Source organism: Cognatishimia maritima, assembly GCF_900129685.1.
Taxonomy (GTDB): Bacteria; Pseudomonadota; Alphaproteobacteria; order Rhodobacterales; family Rhodobacteraceae; genus Cognatishimia; species Cognatishimia maritima.
Map to the genome: position 1 here is coordinate 134,659 of NZ_FQWM01000004.1, position 21,275 is coordinate 155,933.

Genomic DNA, 21,275 nt, shown 5'->3' on the forward strand with positions numbered 1-21,275 from the left:
ATGGATCATTTTCTCTATAAAGACGGAGCATTGTTTGCTGAAGACGTTCCCGTCGCTGAAATCGCGGCGCAGGTCGGCACGCCTTTCTATTGCTATTCCACGGCAACTTTGGAACGTCACTTTCGCCTCTTTGACGAAGCGCTCGACGGGACCGAACATCTGGTGTGCTACGCCATGAAAGCCGCCAGCAATCAGGCGATCCTGAAAACCTTGGCAGCACTGGGTGCTGGCATGGATGTGGTTTCGGGCGGCGAATATGCGCGCGCCAAAGCAGCAGGTGTGCCGGGCGATCGGATCGTCTTTTCCGGCGTTGGCAAGACCCGCGACGAAATTCGCGAAGCGCTAACCGGAGGCATTCGCCAGTTCAACGTTGAGTCAGAGCCAGAAATGGCGGTGATCAACGCGGTTGCGCTGGAGTTGGGTGTGAAAGCGCCAATTACCGTGCGGGTGAACCCCGACGTGGACGCAAAAACCCACGCCAAAATCGCAACTGGCAAATCCGAGAACAAATTCGGCATCCCTATCAGCCGTGCACGAGACGTCTATGCCCATGCGGCAAGCCTACCGGGTTTGGAAGTCGTCGGCATTGATGTGCACATTGGTAGCCAATTGACCGAATTGGAACCTTTTCGGCTCGCCTATCAAAAGGTTGCCGAACTGACCGAAGCGCTGCGCGCCGACGGGCACAATATCAAGCGGCTGGATTTGGGCGGTGGTCTCGGCATTCCCTATGAACGCTCCAACTCTGCGCCGCCGTTGCCGATTGAATATGGCGCGATGATCAAAGACACCCTCGGCCATCTGGGCTGCGAGATCGAGATCGAGCCGGGCCGCCTGATCGCGGGCAATGCCGGGATCATGGTGTCAAAAGTGATCTATGTGAAAGAAGGCGAAGACCGCCAGTTTATGATCATCGATGGCGCGATGAATGACCTGATCCGCCCGGCGATGTATGATGCCCATCACGATATCATCCCGGTGGTTGAACCTGCGCCAGGCGAAGAGCCTGCACGTTACGACATCGTGGGTCCGGTTTGTGAAACCGGCGACACTTTTGCCAAAGGACGGGTCATGTCCACCGTCAAAGCCGATGATCTGGTGGCCTTCCGCTCTGCCGGGGCCTATGGCGCGGTTATGGCCAGCGAATACAACACCCGGCCTTTGATTCCCGAAGTTCTGGTGAAAGATGATCAATTTGCGGTTATTCGCCGACGTCCGACCTTTGACGAAATGATAAATCGCGATACCATCCCAGAGTGGCTCTGATTTGGGGCAATCCCGCCCATAGCCACCGGAATGGGAGCCTATGGCCCGGTATGACGATGCGCGGCCCGACCGCGCGAAGACCGTCCTAAGCAAGCTGTCTTGGGTTCTGTCGCTGACGCGACTGGGCTTGTTTTCCGAACGCGTGATTCGCGCTTTTTGGCCTGTTTGGTCCCTGATCTTTGTTGTCTCTGCCGCCCTGATGATGGGCGTTCAGGATGCGATGTCCGTCGAGGCCGTGTGGTCCATCGGGCTGATCTGCCTTGCGGCGCTTCTGTTTTTGACATGGCGCGGCGCGCGCCAAGTGACCCTGCCAAGCCGAAACGAAGCGCTTATTCGGCTGGATGACACGCTGCCGGGTCGTCCGGTGCAATCGCTGATGGACCACCCCGCGATGGGGGACGCCGATCCAGCAACAGCCGCCATCTGGCGCGCACATCAAACCCGCATGGCGGACCGCGCTGCAAATGCCCGACCGCCAAAGCCGAATTGGGCGGTCTCCCATCTAGACCCATTTGGTCTGCGGTTTACCGCCTTGCTGCTGCTGGCCGTGGCTTTGCTTTTTGGCAGCGTCAGTCGGATGTCGAGCGTCTCTGCCATGGCACCGGGGGGCGCAACGCCCAGCCTTGCAGAGGCGTCTTGGGAGGGGTGGATCACCCCGCCAAGCTATACGGGGCTGCCAACGCTGTACCTGAATGACCAGCCCGCGGGTTCTTTGGAACTGCCAGAAAACAGCCTCGTCACGCTGCGTCTGTATGGTGAAATCGGCACGCTGACGGTGAATGAAACCGTCTCTGCGCGGGTTGAGGTGCCAAGCGCGGCCGACCCAGCGCAAAGCTTTTCCGTTCAACAAGAGGGCACCCTGGAAATCGCAGGTGCGAATGGGCGCAGTTGGTCGATTGGGCTTGTCCCCGATCACCCGCCGCAATTGACGACGGTTGGTGACGTCGAAACCTCTGCGCGCGGGGAAATGAGCCTGCCGTTTTCCGCCAGCGATGATTATGAAGTCGCCAGCGGCACCGCCGTTATGGCACTGAACCTCGGTGCGGTGTTGCGTCAGCATGGATTGGCACCAGAGCCAGAAGAGACTGCACCGGTGCCGATGCAGCTTCCCCTGCCCATCGCTGGCACGCGGGATGCCTTTGATGAGACGCTGATTGACGATTTCTCTGCCCACGCTTGGGCACACCTTCCGGTCACGCTGACTCTGCAGGTCACCGATGCCGCTGGTCAGAACAGCATGCCGATGACCGTCGACTTCGACTTGCCTGCACGGCGATTCTTTGATCCGCTGGCGAACGCCCTTGTCGAACTGCGCCGCGACCTTCTGTGGTCGCGGGAGAACGGCCCGCGTGTTGCCCAACTGATGCGCGCGATCTCGCACCGCCCAGACGAAGGCATTTTCCGCAAAGACAAAGACTATCTGCGTCTGCGCACGATCCTGCGCCATTTGGAACGGGTGTTGCCTGCTGGCTTGCCAGATGAGGACCGCTTGGAGATCACCGACGAACTTTGGGCCTTTGCGCTTGAGTTGGAAGAAGGTGATCTGGATGACGCGCTAGAACGCATGGCGCGCGCGCAGGAGCGCCTTGCGGAGGCAATGAAGAACGGAGCCTCGCAGGAAGAGATCGACCGCTTGATGCAAGAGTTGCGCGAAGCCACGCAGGACTACCTGCGGCAACTGGCGCGGCGCAATAGCGAAGATCAGCAATTCTCGCAGAACCAGCAGCAGCCGCAGAACGGCATGCAAATGACGCAGGATGATCTGCAACGCATGATGGACCGCATTCAGGAACTGATGGAACAGGGTCGCATGGCCGAAGCGCAGCAGGCGCTTGAGGAATTCCAACGGCTGATGGAAAACATGCGTGTGACGCAGGGTGGACAAGGCCAGCCATCGCCGGGCGAACAGGCGCTGGACGAACTGGGTGAAACCCTCCGCAATCAGCAAGGTCTTAGCGATCAGGCCTTCCGCCAATTACAGGAACAATTCAATCCCAACGCCCGCGCCGGTCAGAACTCTGAAAACGAGGGTTATTCTGGCGGTGAGGGCCGTGGGCAATCCCATGACGGCACAGGCGGCTCTGGTCAGGGCGAAGGCGAAAGCGGTGAGGGCCAAGAAGGTCAGGGGCTGGAAGGCGCGCTTGCTGACCGGCAACAAGCGCTCCGGCAAGAATTGGAGCGTCAGCGCAACGGCCTGCCCGGTCAGGGCACCCCCGAAGGCGATGCCGCGCGCGAGGCGCTTGGCCGTGCGGGAGAAGCCATGGATGGCGCCGAAGAGGCGCTGCGGAACCAAGACCTTGCCGAGGCAATTGACCAGCAGTCAGAAGCGATGGAAGCGCTGCGTGAGGGCATGCGCAGCCTTGGGGAAGCCTTGGCGCAGAACCAGCAGCAGGGCGGCCAAGAAGGGCAGGCGCAGAATTCACCCGGCGCAGCACGCGATCCCCTTGGGCGCAATCCGGGGCAGCAAGGCATGCCCGGCACCGAACAGGGGTTGCTGCAAGGTGAAGATGTTTACCGCCGCGCGCAGGACTTGCTCGAGGAAATCCGTCGCCGCGCGGGCGAGGGGGAACGCCCCGAGCTGGAACGCAATTACCTGAAACGTTTGCTTGATCGGTTCTAAGAACCGCGATACGGGGCGTTAGGCCCCAGCCGACAGGCTATCCAGCCACAGCATCAGCTTCGTGACCTGTGAGTCCAGGCGAATGCGCATCGTGTCTATGAAATTCACATAGGCTGCGACCCATTTTTCTAGCCCTGCAAAATTGTCACTGATCAAGGCCGGATCGCTGTAAACCAGCGCGCCAAAGGCCACCAGCAGCAGCGCCAAAGCAAACCCGATGCGCCGCCCACCGGCACGTCTTTGGTTCAGGGTGGGGCGCCCATCCGGTTGCTCTTCGGGTTTACGATCCTCAGTGGCGCGCAGAGTCGAGTTGATTTCTTCGATATCAGGCAACAGATCGCGTCGTGAGTTGGCCGGGATCGGTTCTGGAGGCTGGTCCATCTCTTCAGGCGAAACACCCCGCATGCGCGCCATGCGTTCCTTGGCTTGTTGTGCCCGTTTGGCCGCATCGTCTTGGGTTTCATCCAACCCGAGGTCCGGCTGGCTTTCCAGCGTTTCTTCGGCCCGACGCTCAACCTCTAACGCGGCTTCTTCCTGCAGGATCGTCGCAACGGTCGGGTCAATCGTGCGCCGCCGCTGTGCAACAGGTTCTGGCGTATCTTCCGGCTCGGCGTCCTCAGTCGGCTCGTAGTAGACCGCATCGTCCTGCGTTGGCTGCGTGTCTTCCGGCTCTGGCAAGTCTTCGTGCGGTGCCACCTCGGGTTCAGTCTGAACTGGCTCGGTCTGCTCTGGCGCTGAGGCTTCCAGCGCTGCCCCATCATCCGTGGTTACGCCGTCCAGTGCGGCATCCAGTTCGGCTTCAAAATCATCGCGCGGAGCATCGGCATCAACAGGATCGGTCTCTTCAACTGGCGCATCCCCATCCGGGGTGTGGGCCTCTGCCTCTTCCTGAATCTGAGTGGCGCGCGCACGCCGGATGGTCGCCCTGAGCGCCTCGGCGACCTGCTCGGGCGAAGCCTCTGGGCTGCCCTCATGACTGGCGTCTTGGGTGGTGTCCTCCTGCTCGGCGAACTCGATGTCTTCTTCCAGATCATCGTCTACATCGTCGCTAACGGTCTCCGGCACCGGAAGCGGGGCCTCCGTCTGCAATGCCTGCTGAAACCACGTCATACCGCAGTTTGAGCATTGCACATCGCGACCTTCCTGAGGAATCACATCGTCTGGAACCTCGTATTGCGCATCGCAATTTGGACAAGTTAACCGCATGACCCCTAAAAACCCCAGATTGCATGGCCTTTTCCACAACATATTGTGCTTTGCCTGCGCAGGAAAGTGCAAAGGCCGCTTAGGATGCGTTGCAACCAAGACGATGCTGCGGCACAACAGGGCAAATTGTGATTGAGGCCCCCGTGATCGAGTTAAACAACGTCGCCTACAGCTATGGCGGTGGAGAATTGCTAAGCGAAATCGACCTGACGATTCAGCCGGGGGACTTCTATTTCCTGACGGGTCCATCAGGCGCGGGCAAAACCACGTTTCTGAAATTGTGCTATGGCGATCTGACCCCGACGGCGGGAGAGGCGCGCCTGTTTGGCCAAGATGTCCGCACGATGGATCGGGATGCCCACGCCATGACGCGCCGCCGCATTGGTGTTGTGCATCAGGATTGCGATTTTCTGGATCACTTGCCGCTCGCGGACAATGTCGCCCTGCCACTGACGGTCTCTGACCGCAACGACCTAGAGCAGGTGGCGAACCTCAAGGAGCTGCTGTCTTGGGTCGGGCTCAAGCAGCGTGCCAAGGCGTTGCCGCCGGAATTGTCGGGTGGGGAACGCCAGCGCGCAGCGCTTGCGCGGGCCGTCATCATGTCGCCCGACCTCGTGTTGGCAGATGAACCCACCGGCAATGTCGACTGGGAGATGTCACAACGTTTGCTGCAGCTGCTAATCGAGCTGAACAAGATGGGCAAAACCGTCATCATCGCAACCCACGACATGAATCTGATCCGTGCGGCCAAAGCCAAGGTGCAGGCACGGGTGCTTCGGATTGCAAACCGTCACGTCCAACTGGCGGGGGCGGATCTGTGAAGGCGCTCCTGAACAATATCATCTTTGTTTTTGTCGGAGACGCGCAGGCGGACCGTATGGTGCCGCCCACCGGGTTCACCGCACGGCTGACCTTGTTTGCCTCTGCGGCCATGGCCTTTCTGGCGGTCTTTGCGATTGCGCTTTCCTTGGCCTCTGGTCGTCTGGCGCAGCGCTGGGGGCAGGAGCTGGCCCAAAGTTCGACGCTGCGCATCTCCGCCCCGGCCGAACAAATGGCAGCGCAAACGGCCGCCGCATTGAAGGTGCTGGAAACCACCCCCGGCATCGCACAGGCGACGGCCATGTCGCCGGATGAACAGCGCGCCCTATTGGCCCCGTGGTTTGGGCCGGACTTACCGGTCGAAGACCTGCCGATCCCGCAATTGATTGCCATCGAAGAAACGCCCGAAGGCTATGACGCGGCAGGCCTGCGCCTGCGCTTGCAGGCCGAGGTGCCCGGTGCAATCCTTGATGACCACACCCGCTGGCGTAAGCCGCTACAACAGGCCGCCGGACGCCTGCGTCTGTTGGGGCTGTTGTCCATTGGCCTAATTGCATTGGTCACCGCAGCAATGATCACCCTTGCCGCGCAGGCTGCGCTGGCCGCGAATGCCAAAATCATCGCCGTCTTACGCTTGGTTGGCGCGCAGGACAGCTATATCGCCAAAGCCTTTGTGCGTCGCTTTACCCTGCGCGCGCTTTATGGAGCCACCGCTGGCAGCTTCGTCGGCTTTCTGGCGCTGTTCCTTCTGCCAGCCGCACAGGAACAAGGCGGCTTTCTGACCGGCCTTGGCTTTCAGGGCCTAAGCGCCGCGTGGCTCTTGTTGATCCCGATCTTGGCCGCCATCGTCGGCTTTATCGCGACGGGCACCGCCGCCCGCCGAACGTTGAAGGAGTTGCGCTGATGGCCCTGCAATGGATGCGTTCTCTGCTGTTTATCATCCAGATGTACCTGATGATGGCCATCATGGGCCTGACGTTTTTTATCCCCGCGCTCCTGAGCCGCAAAGCTGCAATCTTTGGCATGAAATGCTATTGCGCATGGGTGCGCTGGACGCTGTCTTGGATGGTCGGACTGACCTCCGAAGTGCGCGGCCCGGTGCCCAAGGGCGAGGTCATCGTTGCCTCCAAACACCAAAGTTTTCTCGACATCATTCTGCTAATGGGCACGCTGCCCGCCGGCAAGTTCATTATGAAACGAGAGCTGATGTATGCGCCGATTTTGGGCCAATATGCCCTGCGCATCGGCTGCGTGCCGGTCAACCGCGGCAAGCGCGGAAAGGCGATCAAAAAGATGGCCGAGGACGTGCGCAAAGGCCGCAGCAACCCCGGGCAGTTGATCATCTATCCACAAGGCACGCGCATCGCTCCGGGCGTGAAAGCGCCCTATAAGGTCGGCACCTATGTGCTATATGAGCAACTCGGCCAAACCTGCGTGCCCGCCGCGACCAATGTGGGCGTCTTCTGGCCCAAACGCGGCATCCTGCGCAAACCCGGCCATGCCGTTGTCGAGTTCTTGGAACCAATCCCCGCAGGGCTTGATCAAAAAACCTTCATGACGCGGCTAGAGACTAGGGTCGAAACCCGATCTGATATCTTGATGCGAGATGCAGGGTTTCAGATTGCGACAGAGAGCCAGCCCGGCCTGTGACGCCCGTCAGACGCGCACACGCATTTGTGAGACATCTGTTTAGAGACACCGCCAATTTGCGCCCTACATTGAAGTGGCGCATGCCGGTATCCCCAATCCTGTTAGGCGCGACGTTGCGGATTTGACCGCAGCACTTGCGGAGCGGCAGTTTCTTGCATGTCCCCCTGTCGCTCCGCTTACGCCCCATAGCGACCAACAAAAAGGCGACCCGTAGGCCGCCTTTGATAGAGGTCTGTCGCTGTCCTATTACGCGTGGATTGGTCCGTCGCCGCAGGCCAAAGCCGCTTCTCGCACGGCTTCCGAATAGGTCGGGTGGGCGTGGCAGGTCAGGGCGATGTCTTGCGCAGAGGCCCCAAATTCCATTGCCACACAGATCTCGTGGATCATGTCACCCGCCGCAGGGCCGATGATGGCCGCACCCAACACGCGGTCGGTTTCCTTGTCGGCGATGATTTTCACAAACCCATCCGCCTGACCGATGGCTTTGGCACGGGCGTTGCCCATGAAGGAGAACTTGCCAACCTTGATCTTATGGCCTGCCGCTTTCAGAGCATCTTCGGTCTGGCCCACGGTGGCGACCTCTGGCGTGGTGTAAACCACACCCGGAATGACGCCGTAATTTACATGACCATGGTTGCCCGCCAGAACATCGGCGACGGCCATGCCTTCGTCCTCGGCTTTATGGGCCAGCATCGGGCCTTCGATCACATCGCCGATGGCATAGATGCCTTTGACGCTGGTTGCCCAATGGCCATCCACAGCGATCTGGCCGCGTTCTGTCATCTTCACACCAAGCGCGTCCAGACCCAGACCTTCGGCATAGGGTTTGCGGCCTGTCGCCACCAGAACCACATCCGCGTCGAGCACTTCCTCGTCGCCGCCTTTCTTAGGCTGGTATTTGACCTTGGCTTTGGTTTTGGTCGCATCCACGCCCTGCACAGCCGCGCCCATGATGAATTTGAGGCCCTGCTTTTCAAGGATACGCTTGAACGTGCGCTGCACATCTTTGTCCATGCCGGGGCAAACCGCGTCCATGTATTCAACCACGGTCACCTCGGCCCCAAGACGCTGGTACACAGACCCAAGTTCCAAGCCAATCACACCCGCGCCGATAACAACCATTTTCTTCGGGACTTTTCCAAGGACCAACGCGCCAGTGCTGTCCACCACGACGCCTTTGTCATTGTCGACCTCAACGCCCGGCAGGGTAGAGGGCACGGAGCCTGACGCAATCACGATATTCTTGGTGTCATAGGTGGTGTCGCCCACCGTGACCTTGCCTGCCGCAGGGATCGTCGCCCAGCCTTTTAACCAGTCGATCTTGTTCTTCTTCATCAGGAACTCGACACCGCCGGTGTTCTGGCTGACGACGTCATCCTTATAGGATTTCATCTGCGCCCAATCGACGGTTGGGGCTTTGGCCTTTAGGCCCATGCCCGCAAAGTTGTGTTCTGCTTCGTGCAACATATGGGTGGCGTGCAAAAGCGCCTTGGATGGGATACAGCCCACGTTGAGGCAGGTACCGCCGAGGGTCTCGCGGCCTTCCACGATGGCGGTTTTCAGGCCCAGCTGGGCGCAGCGCACGGCGGAGACATAGCCGCCAGGGCCAGCGCCGATGATGATGACGTCATATTGGGACATGTTTGGTCCTTTATATTTGGGCTCAACGTTTTCTAATTAGCGTTTTGCGGCTTGTTTTGGTATCACCCCATGAGGGTCGTGGATTTCTCTTTTCTCAAATTCGCAATTTTCTGCTTCGCATTCATAGAACCAGTTTTCGACACCTAGTTGAGCTATTGGGTATCTTTCGAATTCTTCCGTTTTTACAAGCTTGAGGCGTGCAGACCTGCACATCGGGCACAAGTGCCCCGATGTTAAATTCAGGATTTCTTCCTCTAAGGATGCGACTTGTTGCTTTGCTTCAGAAAGAGAGAGTTTTGCATCAGCGAGTAGTGATACGAGCTCCGCGATTTTCAGTTTGTAAGAAGCTTCGTCCACACTTCGATCAATTTCTCGAAGGTCTTTGGCGATGCCAATCGCGGTCGAAGCGGCACTAAGTCCAGACATAATGTCCATTGGCTTGAAACCCCTTCTGTCTATAGTTGCCCGGCATCGCCGGGCAGCGCACGACCCTCCCCACGGGAGGGCGCTTCGCACCCACCCAGGTTCAGGCGCAGCCCTCCGTGAGGAAGGTCGGTTTGCATTACAGATCCATCAGCAGACGACGTGGGTCTTCCAGCGCTTCTTTCACGCGCACAAGGAAAGTCACCGCGCCTTTGCCGTCCACGATTCGGTGGTCATAAGACAGGGCCAGATACATCATCGGACGGATCACGATCTCGCCATTCACAACCATTGGACGGTCCTGAATCTTGTGCATGCCGAGGATACCGGACTGCGGTGGGTTCAGGATCGGCGAGGACATCAGGGAGCCGTAGACACCACCGTTTGAGATGGTGAAGCTGCCGCCCTGCATTTCGGCCATCGAGAGTTTGCCGTCGCGCGCGCGTTTGCCTTTTTCGGCAATCGCTTTTTCGATGTCGGCAAAGCTCAGTTGGTCCGCATCGCGGATCACCGGCACCACAAGGCCCGTCGGCGTGCCCGCCGCGATGCCCATATGCACGTAGTTCTTGTAAACGATGTCGGTGCCGTCGATCTCGGCGTTGACCTCTGGCACTTCTTTCAGCGCATGCACGCAGGCCTTGGTGAAGAAGGACATAAAGCCAAGCTTCACGCCGTGTTTCTTCAGGAACAGGTCTTTATATTCATTGCGCAGCGCCATCACCTCGGTCATGTCGACCTCATTGTAGGTGGTCAGCATCGCGGCGGTGTTCTGCGAATCCTTCAGACGTTTCGCAATGGTCTGACGCAGGCGGGTCATTTTCACACGCTCTTCGCGGGCCGCGTCATCTGCAGACACCGGCGCACGTGGTGCGGCTGCCGGGGCAGGGGCCGCGGCAGGGGCTGGCGCGATTGCGGCTTTCAGGACATCCTCTTTCATGATGCGCCCGTCGCGGCCAGAGCCTTGAACATTGGCGGCATCAATGCCTTTTTCCGCCATCAGCTTGTTGGCCGATGGGGCGTTTTCGACGTCTTTGCTGGCGGTGGCCGCCGCAGGAGCAGCCGCTTCCGCCGCTGGGGCCGACGCTGCTGCGCCGTCACCGGAACTCAGAATGGCGAGTTTGGCAGATGCATCTACGGTGCTGCCTTCTTCGGCCAAGATTTCTGTCAAAACGCCTGCCGCTGGGGCGGGAACCTCTACGGACACTTTGTCGGTTTCCAGTTCGCACAGCATTTCGTCCTGTGCCACGCTGTCGCCGACCTTTTTGAACCAAGTCGAAACGGTCGCCTCGGTGACGGATTCACCCAGCGTTGGCACCATCACGTCCACGCTAGCGCCGCCAGAGGACGCAGGTGCCGCCGCTTCGGTCTTTGCCTCTGCCTTCGGAGCGGGCGCTGCGCCTTCTCCTTCGACGATGGTCGCCAGCAGGGCGTCAACACCGACGGTGTCGCCCTCTGCCGCAACGATCTCGCCCATGGTGCCGGCGGCAGGCGCTGGCACTTCGACGGTCACCTTATCGGTTTCCAGTTCACACAGCATTTCGTCTACAGCCACGGCGTCACCCGGCTTTTTGAACCAGGTGGCAACGGTGGCTTCGGTCACGCTTTCGCCCAAAGTAGGGACACGTACTTCTGTGGTCATTTCATTTACCCTTCGATGGTCAGCGCGGCGTCGACCAGCGCTTGTTGTTGTGCTTTGTGTTGGCTTGCCAGACCGGTTGCGGGCGACGCAGAAGCTGCGCGGCCGACATAAACCGGACGGGTGTGTTTGGCTTTGATCCGTTCCAGAACCCATTCGATGTTGGGTTCAATAAAGGTCCAAGCGCCTTGGTTCTTGGGTTCTTCCTGACACCAGACCATCTCGGCCCCTTTGAAGCGCTCAAGCTCCTTCACAGCAGAGATCGCCGGGAAGGGATAGAACTGCTCAAAGCGCAGCAAGTAGACATCATCAATGCCGCGCGCATCACGTTCTTCCAGCAGGTCGAAATAGACCTTGCCCGAACACATCACGACGCGTTTGATCTTTTTATCTGCCACCAGCTTGGTGTCGCTATTGCCGTGCTGGGCGTCATCCCACAGCACGCGGTGGAAGCTGGACCCATCGGTGAATTCTTCTTTCCGGCTTACGGCCAGCTTGTGGCGCAGCAGGGATTTCGGAGTCATCAGGATCAAGGGTTTACGGAAGCTGCGATGCAGCTGACGACGCAGAATGTGGAAGTAGTTCGCCGGGGTCGTGCAGTTTGCAACAATCCAGTTGTCGCCACCACACATCTGCAAGAAACGCTCCAGACGGGCAGAGGAGTGCTCTGGGCCTTGGCCTTCAAACCCGTGTGGCAGCAGAACCGTCAGGCCGGACATGCGCAACCATTTGCTCTCACCAGAGCTGATGAACTGGTCAAACATGATCTGCGCACCGTTGGCAAAATCGCCAAACTGCGCTTCCCACAGGGTCAATGCGTTGGGTTCTGCTAGCGAGTAGCCATATTCAAAACCCAGCACCGCATATTCCGAAAGCGCCGAGTCGATCACTTCGTATTGGGCCTGACCCGCCCGGATATTGTTCAGCGGGTAATACCGCTTTTCCGTATCCTGGTTCACAATGCCGGAATGCCGCTGCGAGAATGTCCCGCGGGTGGCGTCCTGACCGGCAAGACGCACGGGATAGCCTTCGGTCAGCAAGGAGCCAAACGCCATGGCTTCGCCTGTGGCCCAGTCAATGCCCTCGCCACTTTCCAGCGCATTTTTGCGATTCTCAAGGAAGCGACCGATGGTTTTGTGCAGCGGGTAACCCTCTGGCACGGTGGTCAGCGCATTGGCCACCTCTTCAAAAGTCTCGGTCTTAATCGCGGTTTCCCCGCGCTGATAATCCTCGTCATTTTTGTCGAGGTGAGACCATTTGCCGTCCAGCCAGTCGGCTTTGTTGGGTTTGAAGTCCTTCCCGGCTTCGAACTCTTCATTCATGCGCGCCTGGAAGGATGCCTTCATGTCTTCGATTTCGCCTTCCGGGATCAGGCCGTCCTTGACCAGACGTTCGGTGTAAAGCGACAGCGTGGTCTTGTGGCCTTTGATGCGCTTATACATCACCGGGTTGGTGAACATCGGCTCATCGCCTTCGTTGTGACCAAACCGGCGGTAGCAGAAGATATCGATGACGACGTCTTTCTGGAATTTCTGACGGAATTCCGTCGCCACTTTCGCCGCGTGCACAACCGCCTCTGGGTCATCGCCGTTCACGTGGAAAATCGGCGCTTCGACCACCAAGGCGTTGTCGGTCGGATAGGGCGAAGAGCGTGAGAAGTGCGGCGCTGTGGTAAACCCGATTTGGTTGTTCACAACGATATGCATCGTGCCGCCGGTTTTGTGACCACGCAGGCCCGAGAGCGCAAAACATTCCGCCACCACACCTTGGCCTGCAAAGGCCGCATCGCCATGCAGCAGGATCGGCATCACTGAGGTACGCGTGTCGTCATTCAGCTGATCCTGCTTGGCGCGGACTTTGCCGAGCACAACCGGGTTCACAGCCTCAAGGTGCGAAGGGTTCGCTGTCAGAGACAAGTGGACGTTGTTGCCGTCAAACTCGCGGTCCGAGGAAGCGCCCAAGTGGTACTTCACATCGCCAGAGCCATCCACGTCTTCCGGCTTGAACGAGCCACCTTGGAATTCGTTAAAAATCGCACGATAGGGTTTGCCCATCACATTCGCCAGAATGTTCAGGCGCCCCCGGTGCGGCATGCCGATCACGATGTCTTTCACACCCAGCGCGCCACCGCGCTTGATGATCTGCTCCATCGCCGGGATCAGGCTTTCGCCGCCGTCCAAACCGAACCGCTTGGTGCCCATGTATTTGACGTGCAGGAATTTCTCGAACCCTTCGGCCTCGACCATCTTATTGAGGATCGCCTTGCGGCCTTCACGGGTGAACCGGATTTCCTTGTCGAACCCTTCAATCCGCTCTTTTAGCCAGCTGGCTTCTTCAGGATTGGAAATATGCATGTACTGCATTGCGAAGGTGCCGCAATAGGTTCGCTTTACGATCTCAAGGATCTGGCGCATCGTCGCAATCTGCAGGCCCAGAACGTTGTCGATAAAGATCGGACGATCCATATCGGCGGTCGCGAACCCATAAGATGTTGGGTCAAGTTCAGGGTGCGGGGTCTGGTCACGCATACCCAGCGGATCAAGGTCCGCCACAAGGTGGCCACGAATACGATACGCCCGGATCAACATCAACGCGCGGATCGAATCCAGCACCGCCTGTTTGACGGCCTCGTCTGAAACCTCGACGCCTTTTTCGGCCGCCTTGGCTTTGATCTTGTCGCCAGCCGCCTGCGCCTCTGCCGGAGCGGGCCATTCGCCAGTCAACGCTCCTGTCAGGTCATCGTTTGGGGCCGGGGGCCAGTCACTGCGCGCCCAACTTGGGCCGCTGGCCTCTGCTTTGACATCCAGCTCTGCATCGCCCAGCTGCCGGAAGAACGCCTGCCAGGCTTCGTCAACGGCATTGGGATCATTGGCGTAACGCGCATACATCTGTTCGAGGTATTCCGCGTTGTGCCCCTGCATAAAGCTGGAGGCGTGAAATAGATCGTTGGGGGATTGGTCGGTCATGTTGGCACCTCATATGGGTTGGGACCGTATTTATTGGGACCGGGTTGGGATGAACGGGTGAGCAAAACGACGGTCACGAGCATCGAGACAACGGCGATCGCCCAACCGATGAAAAAGGTAGCGGGGTTTTGGGGCACTTGCATTTCCGTGGGGAAGTCCAAACCGTTCGGCAAGTGAGCCGTGTCGATCTGTACTGTCTCGCTTGAAAAATGGAAAATCAGATATGTAGTAGCCATACCCACAACCGGTGTAGCTATAAGCCAACCCGGAAGGCCGGTATCATGTAATCTGCGCCAACACACTGAAAATAGTGGTAGGGCAACCACAGCATAAAGTACGATTCCAAGCCAGCCGCTGTCGTAGCTTACTTTCTTTTGGATGCCCTGCGATTGTACGCCGTTGCTTATAGTGACCGTGAAGCTCTCGGTGACGGTAGGGCCGAATACGATTGAGTTCACCACGGTCAACAGAATTAATGTCAAAAACAAAAGCCAAGCGAAGCTCCAAAGCTCATAGCGATCTGAACGCCCCTTGAACTCTAAACTTCTAAAGAAAACGACTTTGGCATTTTCAAACATGATCGAAACTCCGAACAAGAAAACCCAAACTTGTTATTGAATTATCTTTGATGACAAGTGCAGTACGCATTACTCAAATTCCGCCATTTACCCGGCACCGCCGGGCAGCCCCCGACCGCCCCCATGGGCGGGGGCTTTCGCCCCGCCCGCGGTCAGGCGCTGCCCTTTGGGCAAATGTCGGGGAACTTGTCAGCATCGCAATCAGCCAATCGCCTTCAAGACCGCTTCGCCGAGGCCCGCCGGGCTGTCCGCCACAACGATGCCCGCAGACTTCATCGCTTCGATCTTGTCTTCCGCGCCACCTTTGCCGCCAGCGACAATCGCGCCCGCGTGGCCCATGCGGCGGCCCGGAGGCGCCGTGCGGCCTGCGATGAAACCAGCCACTGGCTTCCAACGGCCCTTTTTCTTCTGCTCCGCGAGGAACTCAGCCGCTTCTTCTTCTGCAGAACCGCCGATTTCACCGATCATGATGATCGACTGGGTCTCATCGTCATCCAGGAACATGTCCAAGACGTCGATGTGCTCAGTGCCTTTAATCGGGTCGCCGCCGATGCCCACAGCTGTGGACTGGCCCAGGCCGATGTCAGCAGTCTGCTTCACCGCCTCATACGTCAGCGTACCGGAACGGGAGACAACACCCACAGAACCACGCTTGTGGATATGGCCCGGCATGATGCCGATTTTGCAGGCGTCAGGCGTGATGATGCCCGGGCAGTTAGGGCCGATCAGGCGGCTGGATGAGTTCTCCAGCGCGCGTTTCACCGCCATCATGTCCAGCACTGGAATGCCTTCGGTGATACAAACGATCAATTCCATCTCTGCGTCGATGGCTTCCAGGATGGAATCCGCCGCGAAAGGAGGAGGGACATAGATCACAGAAGCGTTCGCTTCGGTTTTCGCCTTCGCTTCATGCACCGAGTTAAAGATCGGCAGGCCCAGATGCTCCATGCCGCCTTTGCCGGGGGTCACACCCCCAACCATCTTGGTGCCATAAGCGATGGCTTGTTCAGAGTGGAAGGTACCTTGAGAGCCGGTCAGGCCCTGACAGATTACCTTGGTATTTTCGTCTACGAGGATTGCCATGTTGGCGTTCTCCTAAATGTATAAGGTCTCGTAACTAGCGAGAAACCTTGTGCTCTAGTTTCAGGTAAAGGCCACCCACCGGCCCCTTGTCGGACATGAAGTGAAACAGCTCTAGCAACAGCTTGCGTCCATCACTTTCAAACTCCGCCCGCTTTCCTTCAATGTACCGCTCGGGGTCGTCATCGAACTTTGCCGGACCGACATAGGTTGGCTTCTGGCCTCCTCCTGCTATATTTTTCAATCGGTTGAACTTATTGGTCGCGTCTCGCGCACTCAAATCTTTAGAGACCACGAAACAGGAAAAAATGCCGTAATCACCGTTAGCAGGCAAAGTGTAATCAGGAGTGCCGCGCAATCCCTCTGCTTTGCCTGCTTTCTCGAAGTGAGCAAACACATTTCCCGCATGCAATGCCGCCACCGCACCAAGTCCTACGTCCACACCGCTGTCGAGCGCCAGCACATGATTTGACAAGCAAGCCTGTTCAAACACCTGAGCTGCGCGGTTCGCCAGAGATTGAGCGTTCACTGCACCAGCAGTTAAAACAAGAAGGAGTAGCGTGACGGCTGACTTCATTATCCTTTCACCGCTTTGACGATCTTCTCAGCGCCATCGGACAGGTTGTCTGCCGCGATCACGTCAAGGCCGGAGTTGTTGATGATGTCTTTGCCGGCTTCCACATTGGTGCCTTCCAGACGCACAACCAGCGGCACCTGCAGGCCAACCTCTTTCACGGCAGCCACAACGCCCTCTGCGATCACGTCGCAGCGCATGATGCCGCCGAAGATGTTGACCAAAATGCCTTTCACGTTCTCATCAGAGGTGATGATTTTGAACGCTTCGGTCACTTTTTCTTTGGTCGCGCCGCCGCCAACGTCAAGGAAGTTGGCTGGCTCTGCACCGTAGAGTTTGATGATGTCCATGGTGGCCATCGCCAGACCCGCGCCGTTCACCATGCAGCCAATTTCACCGTCCAGAGCGATATAGTTGAGGTCGTATTTAGACGCCTCAAGCTCTTTCGGGTCTTCTTCGGTGGTATCGCGCAGCTCGGCGATATCCGCGTGGCGGTAGACGGCGTTGCCATCAAAACCAACTTTGGCATCAAGAACCTTCAGGTCACCCTTGTCGGTCACGATCAGCGGGTTGATTTCCAGCATCTCCATGTCCTTCTCGACGAAGGCTTTGTAAAGGAGACCCATCAACTTAACGCACTGTTTGACCTGACCACCTTTTAGGCCGAGGGAGAAAGCGATGCGGCGACCGTGATACGGCTGAAAGCCGGTGGCCGGATCAACAGAGAAGGATAGGATTTTCTCGGGCGTGGACGCGGCCACTTCTTCGATGTCCATACCGCCTTCAGTGGAGCACACAAAAGACACACGAGATGTCTGACGGTCCACCAACAGGGCAAGATACAGTTCTGTTTCAATGCCAGAGCCATCTTCGATGTAGATGCGGTTGACTTGCTTGCCTGCGGGACCGGTCTGGTGTGTCACCAGAGTACGCCCAAGCATCTTCTTGGCTTCCTCGGCGGCTTCTTCCACCGACTTGGCCAGACGCACACCGCCTTTTTCACCAGCGTCTTCTTCTTTGAAAGAGCCTTTGCCGCGCCCACCGGCGTGGATCTGTGCTTTGACAACCCAAAGCGGTCCGTCAAGTTCGCTGGCTGCGTTCTTCGCGTCCTCGGCCTTCAGGACAACACGTCCTTCGGATACCGGGGCACCATATGAGCGAAGCAATGCCTTCGCTTGGTATTCATGGATATTCATGAAACTGTCCCATTTTGCTGCGGTTGAGACAGGTATAGCCTTAGTTTTATCAGAAAACTAAGAGGTTTTTGGCAATTTTCGGAAAAAAGCGACGTTTGTGATCACAGGCAAAAAATGTGTGATCACAAATTCTGAGATACGGGTGAATATCCCGATTCGAAATGCAAAATTAGCAAAAAATGAGAATGCGTTTGAATTCGATCCAAAAAGGCGCGGCAGGTTACCGCGCCTTTTTGATAAAAAGCTTAGGCCAGAGAGCTGTCGATGCCTTTGCAGGCGTCAACCAGACCTTTGACCGCATTCACAGAGGTGTCGAACATTTTCTGTTCCTCTGCGTTCAGCTTGATGTCGACGATGCGCTCAACGCCGTCTTTGCCGATCACAGTTGGAACACCAACGTACATGCCGTTTAGACCCAAGGCACCATCCACATAAGCCGCACATGGCAGAACGCGTTTCTGGTCTTTCAGGTAGGCCTCGGCCATCTCGATCGCTGAGGTCGCTGGTGCGTAGTAGGCAGAGCCGGTTTTCAGCAGGCCAACAATTTCCGCGCCGCCGTCACGGGTGCGCTGAACAATACCGTCCAGTTTCTCTTGTGTGGTCCAGCCCATCTCTACCAGATCTGGCAGAGGGATGCCCGCAACTGTGGAGTAACGCACAGACGGCACCATGGTGTCGCCGTGGCCGCCCAGAACGAAGGCTGTGACGTCGCGCATGGAAACATTGAATTCTTCTGCAAGGAAGTGACGGAAACGCGCAGAGTCCAGAACACCTGCCATGCCGCAGACTTTATTGTGCGGCAGGCCAGAGAATTCACGCAGCGCCCAAACCATCGCGTCCAGCGGGTTGGTGATGCAGATCACGAACGCATCCGGCGCGTTGTCGCGGATGCCTTCACCCACGGATTTCATTACTTTCAGGTTGATGCCCAGTAGGTCATCACGGGACATGCCAGGCTTACGTGGCACACCTGCGGTCACGATCACAACGTCTGCGCCAGCGATATCTGCATAGTCAGTTGCGCCAGACATGTCTGCGTCAAACCCTTCAGAAGGGCCGGACTGAGCGATATCCAGTGCCTTACCCTGAGGAATGCCGTCTGCGATGTCGAACAGAACAACGTCGCCCAGTTCCTTGATTGCTGCCAGGTGCGCGAGGGTGCCACCGATCTGACCTGCGCCGATAAGGGCGATCTTGGGTCGTGCCATTGGGAAATCTCCAATCCGGTTGAAATTTGCGCTTGTGGGTAAGGCTTAAATGTCCCTCGTGCAAGTCCTTTGCCGCAGTGCAGCCTGTCGCATACGCGTTGAGGGGCGGCGGGAATCGCGTATATATCGGCCTTACAGGACGATTTAGCGCTAACGGATCGCCGCAGGATGGATGGGTATTTTTTTGCAGTTGCGGCATTGGCAGTGATCTTTGCGGGCATTGCCAAGGGCGGATTTGGGGGCGGCCCGGCCTTTGCGTCCTCGGCGATTCTTGCCCTCGTGACCACTCCGGCGCAGGCCATAGGGCTGATGTTGCCACTGCTGATCCTGATGGACATCGGGACATTGCGCCCCTTCTGGAAGCAGTGGGATTGGCCGCGGGCACGTGTTGTCACATTCGGGGCCATTCCGGGGATCGCGCTCGGGGCCGTGTTCTATAGCGTCACCAATGACGACATGCTGCGCCTGTTGATTGGTCTTGTCGCGCTTGGATTTGTTCTCTGGCAGTTGATCCCAAAGAGCCGCATGAAAGACGCCAACTTTTCCCCCATAGTCGGTTGGATTGCTGGAATTGTTGCGGGGTTCACCAGCTTTGCCAGCCACGCAGGTGGCCCCCCGGCAGCGATGTATTTCCTATCGCAGCGTTTGGATAAAACGACTTATCACGCCTCTATGGTGTTTGTCTTTTGCGTGGTCAACGCAGCGAAAGTGATCCCCTATGCCTATCTCGGTATTTTCACAGCAGAGACTCTTTGGGCAGGTGTTCTGCTGTCTCCGCTTGCATTGCTGGGCGTGTGGCTTGGGGTGAGAGCGCATTCGATGGCGCCAGAAAGTATTTTCTTTGCAATGACTTATGCCCTTCTCGGCATCATTGGCGTTAAACTCGTCTATGAGGCACTGATCTAGGCAGCACAAAAAGCGCGACAGGCAACGGCCTTAGACGTCTTTGCCGTGGGCCAATGCATTGGAAAACGCCGTCTCAAAATTCTGTCCCGCCGCAATCAGGCAGGTCAGACCCTGCGCCGTTGTCACCGTGATCGTCCATGACCCGCTTTCTTGGCTGGCGAAAAGCTCCATCAACGTGTTTTCGCGGGCCAATCCGATGGCTTGCCGGTTTTCGCCATAGATTTCGGCCAATCGGTCAAGCACGATGTCTCTTGGGCCGCATTGCGCCTCTGCTTCAAGGGGTGAGGCGGTGCAAAGCGATGCGATCAGCGTGCAACTCGCGCCGAGCCGACGCATTGGGCTTGTGCTCTGCTGTGGTCGGTTCATGCTTTCCCTTCCGTGGTGATCTGTCGTTGCTGCGCTGCGGCGGGTGATGGGGGTGTGGTCAGAGGAAAGGCTGGCACAGGTTCCACAAAGACCGCGTTAATCCAGCGCACGGTGTAGGATTTGTGATGCAACACCTTCCCGGACCTTGCCCGAAAGTGACGTTAGGTTCTTTCTGCGCTGCGGCGAAATAATACTTGAATTCTTTTTGCAAAAAATGTCACTACTGCGCGCAACAATATTGCGGGAGCGAGTAATATGAACCACCGTGCAAGACCATACAGATCCGTCCTATATGTGCCTGCCTTAAACGAGCGCGCCATGGAAAAGGCGAAATCATTGCCAGTGGATGCGATCATTTTCGATCTCGAAGATGCGGTTGCAGCAGGCGAAAAAAAGAACGCCCGCAAGCTGTTGGGGGAAACGCTGGCTGCGGGTGGATTTGGCAGCCGCATGAAAATCGTGCGGATCAACGAGCTTTCGACTCGTTGGGGCGGTGAAGATGCCAAGGCAGTTTCCAAAATGAACTGCGACGCGATGCTGCTGCCCAAGGTGGAAAGCGCGGGTCAGCTTGACCTGCTGCGCCAGATTTCGGGTAACACGCCGATCTGGGCAATGATGGAAACCCCACGCGGCATGATGAACGCCTATGAGATCGCCCGCGCGCCGCTGATTTCCGGCATGGTCATGGGCACAAACGATTTGGCCAAAGATTTGCAGACCCGCCACCGCGCCGACCGCCTGCCTTTGTTGACCAGCCTCGGCCTCTGCCTGCTGGCCGCGAAAACCCAAGGTCTGGTTATTCTGGACGGGGTCTATAACGCATTCACGGATGACGAAGGGCTGCGCGCAGAATGTGAACAGGGCCGGGACATGGGCTTTGACGGCAAAACCTTGATCCATCCATCGCAGGTCCCCGTCGCAAATGACGTCTTTGCGCCTTCCATTGAAGAGGTCAAACTGGCCCGCCGTCAGATTGAGGCCTTCGATCAGGCAGAGCGTGATGGCTCTGGCGTGGCCGTCGTTGATGGGAAAATCGTTGAAAATCTGCACGTTATCACCGCGCGAGAAATCATTGCAAAAGCGGATGCAATTGCCGAGTTCAGCAGCTAAAGTTAAAGCGATTCACATTCTGATTAGGAG

At 57.6% G+C, this 21,275-nt stretch carries 18 protein-coding genes; 7 read left to right on the forward strand and 11 right to left on the reverse strand.

The features are described from left to right. Nucleotides 1-1,266 carry a diaminopimelate decarboxylase gene (lysA, locus tag BUA39_RS10535; protein WP_072793173.1) on the forward strand — a complete coding sequence of 422 codons (1,266 nt, stop codon included), beginning with the start codon at nt 1-3 and terminating at the stop codon, nt 1,264-1,266. 40 nt (nt 1,267-1,306) lie between these two features. Continuing rightward, the gene (locus BUA39_RS10540; RefSeq protein ID WP_072793174.1) at nt 1,307-3,886 is read left to right on the forward strand and encodes a TIGR02302 family protein; all 2,580 of its coding nucleotides are present in this window, start codon (nt 1,307-1,309) and stop codon (nt 3,884-3,886) included. Nucleotides 3,887-3,904: 18 nt separating this feature from the next. On the opposite strand, the gene BUA39_RS10545 is transcribed toward BUA39_RS10540, so the two are convergent. Beyond that, on the reverse strand, nt 3,905-5,134 hold the full coding sequence (locus tag BUA39_RS10545) for a zinc-ribbon domain-containing protein (protein WP_084604919.1): 1,230 nt from the start codon (nt 5,132-5,134) through the stop codon (nt 3,905-3,907). 101 nt (nt 5,135-5,235) lie between these two features. Between BUA39_RS10545 and BUA39_RS10550 the strand changes: the two genes are divergently transcribed. Genes BUA39_RS10550 through BUA39_RS10560 form a run of 3 tightly spaced genes read left to right on the forward strand, consistent with a single transcriptional unit; the run spans nt 5,236 to nt 7,561 of the window. After that, nucleotides 5,236-5,913, forward strand: a complete 678-nt coding sequence (locus BUA39_RS10550; RefSeq protein WP_072793293.1) for a cell division ATP-binding protein FtsE — start codon at nt 5,236-5,238, stop codon at nt 5,911-5,913. A gap of 56 nt (nt 5,914-5,969) precedes the next feature. After that, the gene (locus BUA39_RS10555) at nt 5,970-6,815 is read left to right on the forward strand and encodes a cell division protein FtsX (protein ID WP_072793294.1); all 846 of its coding nucleotides are present in this window, start codon (nt 5,970-5,972) and stop codon (nt 6,813-6,815) included. Further along, on the forward strand, nt 6,815-7,561 hold the full coding sequence (locus BUA39_RS10560) for a lysophospholipid acyltransferase family protein (RefSeq protein ID WP_072793176.1): 747 nt from the start codon (nt 6,815-6,817) through the stop codon (nt 7,559-7,561). The genes BUA39_RS10555 and BUA39_RS10560 overlap by 1 nt, the downstream gene beginning before the upstream one ends. 246 nt (nt 7,562-7,807) lie before the next feature. On the opposite strand, the gene lpdA is transcribed toward BUA39_RS10560, so the two are convergent. The 9 genes from lpdA to mdh form a co-directional block, all read right to left on the reverse strand. Next, a complete protein-coding gene (gene lpdA, locus BUA39_RS10565) occupies nt 7,808-9,202 on the reverse strand; it encodes a dihydrolipoyl dehydrogenase (RefSeq protein ID WP_072793177.1) in 1,395 nt (464 codons plus the stop codon). Between the two features lie 36 nt (nt 9,203-9,238). Beyond that, on the reverse strand, nt 9,239-9,637 hold the full coding sequence (locus BUA39_RS10570) for a hypothetical protein (RefSeq protein ID WP_072793178.1): 399 nt from the start codon (nt 9,635-9,637) through the stop codon (nt 9,239-9,241). Between the two features lie 127 nt (nt 9,638-9,764). Then, nucleotides 9,765-11,264, reverse strand: coding sequence for a 2-oxoglutarate dehydrogenase complex dihydrolipoyllysine-residue succinyltransferase (gene odhB, locus BUA39_RS10575; RefSeq protein WP_072793179.1), 1,500 nt, complete (start codon nt 11,262-11,264; stop codon nt 9,765-9,767). Nucleotides 11,265-11,269: 5 nt separating this feature from the next. Beyond that, entirely contained in the window at nt 11,270-14,227 is a 2,958-nt protein-coding gene (locus BUA39_RS10580; protein ID WP_072793180.1) for a 2-oxoglutarate dehydrogenase E1 component, read from the reverse strand. Then, nucleotides 14,224-14,805, reverse strand: a complete 582-nt coding sequence (locus BUA39_RS10585) for a DUF805 domain-containing protein (protein WP_131814598.1) — start codon at nt 14,803-14,805, stop codon at nt 14,224-14,226. The genes BUA39_RS10580 and BUA39_RS10585 overlap by 4 nt, the downstream gene beginning before the upstream one ends. Nucleotides 14,806-15,006: 201 nt before the next feature. Next, nucleotides 15,007-15,888, reverse strand: coding sequence for a succinate--CoA ligase subunit alpha (sucD, locus tag BUA39_RS10590; protein ID WP_072793182.1), 882 nt, complete (start codon nt 15,886-15,888; stop codon nt 15,007-15,009). A gap of 34 nt (nt 15,889-15,922) precedes the next feature. Next, entirely contained in the window at nt 15,923-16,462 is a 540-nt protein-coding gene (locus BUA39_RS10595; protein WP_072793183.1) for a hypothetical protein, read from the reverse strand. Continuing rightward, the gene (sucC, locus tag BUA39_RS10600; protein WP_072793184.1) at nt 16,462-17,655 is read right to left on the reverse strand and encodes an ADP-forming succinate--CoA ligase subunit beta; all 1,194 of its coding nucleotides are present in this window, start codon (nt 17,653-17,655) and stop codon (nt 16,462-16,464) included. Before sucC ends, BUA39_RS10595 begins: the two co-directional genes overlap by 1 nt. Nucleotides 17,656-17,900: 245 nt before the next feature. Then, a complete protein-coding gene (gene mdh, locus BUA39_RS10605; protein ID WP_072793185.1) occupies nt 17,901-18,863 on the reverse strand; it encodes a malate dehydrogenase in 963 nt (320 codons plus the stop codon). A gap of 168 nt (nt 18,864-19,031) precedes the next feature. On the opposite strand from mdh, the gene BUA39_RS10610 reads away from it, so the two are divergent. Next, a complete protein-coding gene (locus BUA39_RS10610; protein WP_072793186.1) occupies nt 19,032-19,769 on the forward strand; it encodes a sulfite exporter TauE/SafE family protein in 738 nt (245 codons plus the stop codon). Nucleotides 19,770-19,799: 30 nt separating this feature from the next. Here the strand turns inward: BUA39_RS10610 and BUA39_RS10615 are convergent, their stop codons facing one another. Beyond that, nucleotides 19,800-20,135 carry a hypothetical protein gene (locus tag BUA39_RS10615; RefSeq protein ID WP_242648581.1) on the reverse strand — a complete coding sequence of 112 codons (336 nt, stop codon included), beginning with the start codon at nt 20,133-20,135 and terminating at the stop codon, nt 19,800-19,802. A 255-nt stretch (nt 20,136-20,390) separates the two neighbouring features. Between BUA39_RS10615 and BUA39_RS10620 the strand changes: the two genes are divergently transcribed. After that, nucleotides 20,391-21,245, forward strand: a complete 855-nt coding sequence (locus tag BUA39_RS10620; RefSeq protein WP_072793188.1) for an HpcH/HpaI aldolase/citrate lyase family protein — start codon at nt 20,391-20,393, stop codon at nt 21,243-21,245. The last annotated feature ends 30 nt before the right edge of the window (nt 21,246-21,275 follow it).

Bases quoted from the DNA above. Each gene is read 5' to 3' on its own strand.
- lysA (WP_072793173.1), top strand. From the start codon at position 1: ATGGATCATTTTCTCTATAAAGACGGAGCATTGTTTGCTGAAGACGTT.
- BUA39_RS10540 (WP_072793174.1), top strand. From the start codon at position 1,307: ATGGCCCGGTATGACGATGCGCGGCCCGACCGCGCGAAGACCGTCCTA.
- BUA39_RS10545 (WP_084604919.1), bottom strand. From the start codon at position 5,134: ATGTTGTGGAAAAGGCCATGCAATCTGGGGTTTTTAGGGGTCATGCGG.
- BUA39_RS10555 (WP_072793294.1), top strand. From the start codon at position 5,970: ATGGTGCCGCCCACCGGGTTCACCGCACGGCTGACCTTGTTTGCCTCT.
- BUA39_RS10560 (WP_072793176.1), top strand. From the start codon at position 6,815: ATGGCCCTGCAATGGATGCGTTCTCTGCTGTTTATCATCCAGATGTAC.
- lpdA (WP_072793177.1), bottom strand. From the start codon at position 9,202: ATGTCCCAATATGACGTCATCATCATCGGCGCTGGCCCTGGCGGCTAT.
- BUA39_RS10570 (WP_072793178.1), bottom strand. From the start codon at position 9,637: ATGGACATTATGTCTGGACTTAGTGCCGCTTCGACCGCGATTGGCATC.
- odhB (WP_072793179.1), bottom strand. From the start codon at position 11,264: ATGACCACAGAAGTACGTGTCCCTACTTTGGGCGAAAGCGTGACCGAA.
- BUA39_RS10580 (WP_072793180.1), bottom strand. From the start codon at position 14,227: ATGACCGACCAATCCCCCAACGATCTATTTCACGCCTCCAGCTTTATG.
- BUA39_RS10585 (WP_131814598.1), bottom strand. From the start codon at position 14,805: ATGTTTGAAAATGCCAAAGTCGTTTTCTTTAGAAGTTTAGAGTTCAAG.
- sucD (WP_072793182.1), bottom strand. From the start codon at position 15,888: ATGGCAATCCTCGTAGACGAAAATACCAAGGTAATCTGTCAGGGCCTG.
- BUA39_RS10595 (WP_072793183.1), bottom strand. From the start codon at position 16,462: ATGAAGTCAGCCGTCACGCTACTCCTTCTTGTTTTAACTGCTGGTGCA.
- sucC (WP_072793184.1), bottom strand. From the start codon at position 17,655: ATGAATATCCATGAATACCAAGCGAAGGCATTGCTTCGCTCATATGGT.
- mdh (WP_072793185.1), bottom strand. From the start codon at position 18,863: ATGGCACGACCCAAGATCGCCCTTATCGGCGCAGGTCAGATCGGTGGC.
- BUA39_RS10610 (WP_072793186.1), top strand. From the start codon at position 19,032: ATGGATGGGTATTTTTTTGCAGTTGCGGCATTGGCAGTGATCTTTGCG.
- BUA39_RS10615 (WP_242648581.1), bottom strand. From the start codon at position 20,135: ATGAACCGACCACAGCAGAGCACAAGCCCAATGCGTCGGCTCGGCGCG.
- BUA39_RS10620 (WP_072793188.1), top strand. From the start codon at position 20,391: ATGAACCACCGTGCAAGACCATACAGATCCGTCCTATATGTGCCTGCC.